The organism is Streptomyces sp. NPDC006487, from assembly GCF_042870555.1.
Lineage (GTDB): Bacteria > Actinomycetota > Actinomycetes > Streptomycetales > Streptomycetaceae > Streptomyces.
The window spans coordinates 1-2,977 of sequence record NZ_JBIAHN010000052.1 but is presented as its reverse complement, the minus strand read 5'-3'; the positions used below and the strand labels follow the sequence as shown (position 1 = coordinate 2,977).

Genomic DNA, 2,977 nt, shown 5'->3' with positions numbered 1-2,977 from the left:
GTCATGAAGGGATCACCCCGAACTCAAGAGGTTCCGCCGCCGTTCCCGCTACTCACCCTCCGAGGATAGTCGCGCAACCCCCTCGCGGCCCGGCGGGGACTCAGGGACGATCACGCCGCCGGGCCCTCGCACGCCCTAAGGGCGGGTGCGGTCCGGCGTGGGTCGACCGCGTGGGGGCGTACCCAGGGCGAATCCACCCGAAGGCGATTTCCAGGCCCGGGACCGAACCGCCCGGCGTGGTCACCAACCGGAAGCGCGCTTCCCGTCCAGCAGCGGGAGCAGGAGGTGGATGCGACCCTCCGGTTCCGGGGCGGGCGGCTCCGGGAACAAACCCAGCATCTTGAGGAGGACCGCGCAGTCACCGGCGTCCTGGGACCGGCCCGCCACGACCACCCGTGCGGCCTGCTCCTCCCCCTCGTCCCGCGGAGACACCCTCAGGATGTCCTGTTGAAAAATGTCGTTCCTGATCACCGCGTACCGCCCCCGTCAGGCCTGGGCGAACGTGCCGCGCAGCAGCGCGTACGGGTTCGTATGGCTGGAGAACGTATCGGGCGCCGTGCCGACCTCGAAGTGTAGATGCGGGCCGTTGGAGCGACCGGTGCTACCCACGCTTCCGACCTTGGTGCCGGCCTCCACCTTGTCGCCGGGCGAGACGCTGATGGCGCTGAGGTGGGAGTACGACGAGTAACGGGTCTGTTGTTTGCCGTCGATGACGAGCCGGTGTTCGACGACCACCTGGTTGCCGAAGTCGCCGTTCTGCCCCGTCTTGTGGACTACGCCGGCGGTCACGGCGCCGACCGGGTCACCGTGCTTGGCGGCGAAGTCGACGCCCGAGTGGTAGCCGAGTGACCAGGCCCCAGGCGTCCTGTAGTCGGCGCTCACGAAGCCGGCGACCGGCTTCACGACCTTGGCCGGCTTGGCGGGCTTGGCAGGGTTGGCCGGCTTCGCGGGCTTCGCGGGCTGGGTGGTCGTGGCCCCGCCGGGTATCACGAGCTTCTGACCGGGCACGATGACACGCGGATCCTTGATTCGGTCCCAGTTGGCCTCGTAAAGCGATTTCCAGTCCATTTCGTGGAGCTCCGCGATGCGCGACAGAGTGTCGCCTGACCGGACCGTGTACGAACCACCACCCCCGCCCGCGCCCGAGGCGCCGGCCGGGGTCTCGGCCGGCGTCTCGGCAGCCGGCTGCTGCCCCTCGATGTGCTTCGCACAACCGCCCCACGCCTTCGCACCCTGACTGGCGAGAACCTTCTCCGCAACGGCGATCTGCTGCTCCTTGGAAGCCAGATGGGCCTGAGCGGCGTAGGCCTTTCCACCGAACGCCTCCCACGTACCCGGCGCGAACTGCAGACCGCCGTGATAGCCGTTCCCCGTGTTGATCTGCCAGTTGCCGCCACTCTCGCACTGCGCCAGCTTCTCCCAGGAGCTCGCGGGCGCAGCCTCGGCAGGGCCACCGAGAATCAAGGGCAGGGCGAAGCCCGCTCCCGTCACACCCGTCGCGGTCACCACACGCTGCGCACACGTAGGCTTCGGACGGCGTCGTCGGCCGGGTCCCTTTCCAAGCATGGTTCGTTCCCTTCTGCACAGCACGCACACGCGCACCACCGGACTGATGGGTTGACACTTCTTCGCCCCGTCATCTGCGGTGGCCGAAAAGCGGTATGGGGCAAACCTAGGCGCCCGTTCCCTAACCGCCGCCTATCCGTGGGCCGTCCCCTCCCCATCGGCGTGCGCCGGCCCGCTCAGGAAAGGTATCCGCGGAGCGTGCTGAAGAACTCGATCTCGGAAACGGCGACCATGTCGCCGGGACGGTCGCCGAAGGCGCGCACGATCCGCACCATCACCCATTTCGCGTTGAAGTACTCGATCTCCAACTCGCCGGCCCGGTCCAAGGACTTGAACGCGTCCCGCGTTCCGTTGTGCGGCACCAGGCGGGTCAGGTCCACCGGCTCGTCGAACGGGAGCTCCCCCTGGCCAGGTCGGACTGAAGCGCCGTTCGTCGCGTAGAGCACGTCGTCGAGGCCGCCGGTGAACGGGCGGTGGATACCAGTACGCGTGACCTCGCGCAGCGCCCCGAAGCCGTCGGTCGCGCCGCGCACCGCGTGCCCGATCTCCGTCAGGATCTCGATCGGCGAGGTGCGGATGCCGGAGTCGTCTTCGACCACGAGTACGCAGGGCACGGCGGAGACCCTGCCTGCCGCCACCCTGCCCCCTCCGCATTGGTTTCTACGGGGTTCACGTGACGTAGTACGCCGGGCCGAACGGCCCGGCCTCGTCCTGACGCAGGAGCCCTTCGGCCAGCAGGTGGGCGCAGGCCCGCCGCACGTGGGCGGGGCTCAGCGCGAATTCATCGCCGAGGAGACCGGTGGCCAGGGCCTGCCCGCTGCGGTAGCGGCCGGCCAGGATCCGGGCGCGCACGGCGCGGGCCAGCGGCAGGTCGTGCGGATGCATCTGGCCGGGCTCCAGGACTACGCGCGTGGACGGGCCGCAGATGGCGATCTCCCCCAGGGTGTCCAGCCGGCGCAGGGCCCGCCGTACCGCGTTCTGCTGGAGCAGCAGGTCCCGTGCGATGCCGCTCAGGGGGCCCAGAACCTCGCCCGGGGCGTATCTCCGTCGTACGTGTGCGCGCACCATGCCCAGGACCACCGTGTCCCGCGTGCCCGGCCCGGCGGTCGTGGCCACCGCTCTCTCCGCTGACATATCCGCATCCCCTCCTCCACCTGCCCGGGGCGCCCGTGCCGGCCCTCCCGGGGACCGCTCGCATTGTGTCCGCTCCGGGCGGCGTCGTTGGCGGGGCTTCACCTTCCCCTCAGGTACCTCTGAGGTTTGCCGAAGGTGTGGCGAAGTGGTCCGGAGGAATTTCGCAAGAGTCCCGGCGGCGCCGGTCAGTACCAGCCGTGGTTCTGCCAGAAGGACCATGCGTGCTCGGGGCTGCCGTACCGCGAGTCCATGTAGTTCAGGGTCCACTTGATCTGGG

At 69.4% G+C, this 2,977-nt stretch carries 4 protein-coding genes and 1 pseudogene; all 5 read right to left on the bottom strand.

What is annotated here, in order from left to right:
- Positions 1–240: 240 nt before the first annotated feature.
- Positions 241–432 carry a hypothetical protein gene (locus ACFYM0_RS37940; protein ID WP_388510315.1) on the bottom strand — a complete coding sequence of 64 codons (192 nt, stop codon included), beginning with the start codon at positions 430–432 and terminating at the stop codon, positions 241–243.
- A gap of 54 nt (positions 433–486) precedes the next feature.
- Complete coding sequence (locus ACFYM0_RS37935; RefSeq protein ID WP_388510312.1) at positions 487–1,509, bottom strand: transglycosylase family protein; 1,023 nt, start codon at positions 1,507–1,509, stop codon at positions 487–489.
- Positions 1,510–1,742: 233 nt separating this feature from the next.
- On the bottom strand, positions 1,743–2,180 hold the full coding sequence (locus ACFYM0_RS37930; protein ID WP_388510309.1) for a hypothetical protein: 438 nt from the start codon (positions 2,178–2,180) through the stop codon (positions 1,743–1,745).
- A 55-nt stretch (positions 2,181–2,235) separates the two neighbouring features.
- On the bottom strand, positions 2,236–2,700 hold the full coding sequence (locus ACFYM0_RS37925) for a GntR family transcriptional regulator (RefSeq protein ID WP_388510306.1): 465 nt from the start codon (positions 2,698–2,700) through the stop codon (positions 2,236–2,238).
- A gap of 185 nt (positions 2,701–2,885) precedes the next feature.
- Positions 2,886–2,977, bottom strand: a pseudogene (locus tag ACFYM0_RS37920) (lytic transglycosylase domain-containing protein); the annotation flags it as partial.

What these genes read in the sequence shown, in the direction of transcription:
- ACFYM0_RS37925 (WP_388510306.1), bottom strand. Translation starts at nt 2,700, where the DNA reads ATGTCAGCGGAGAGAGCGGTGGCCACGACCGCCGGGCCGGGCACGCGG.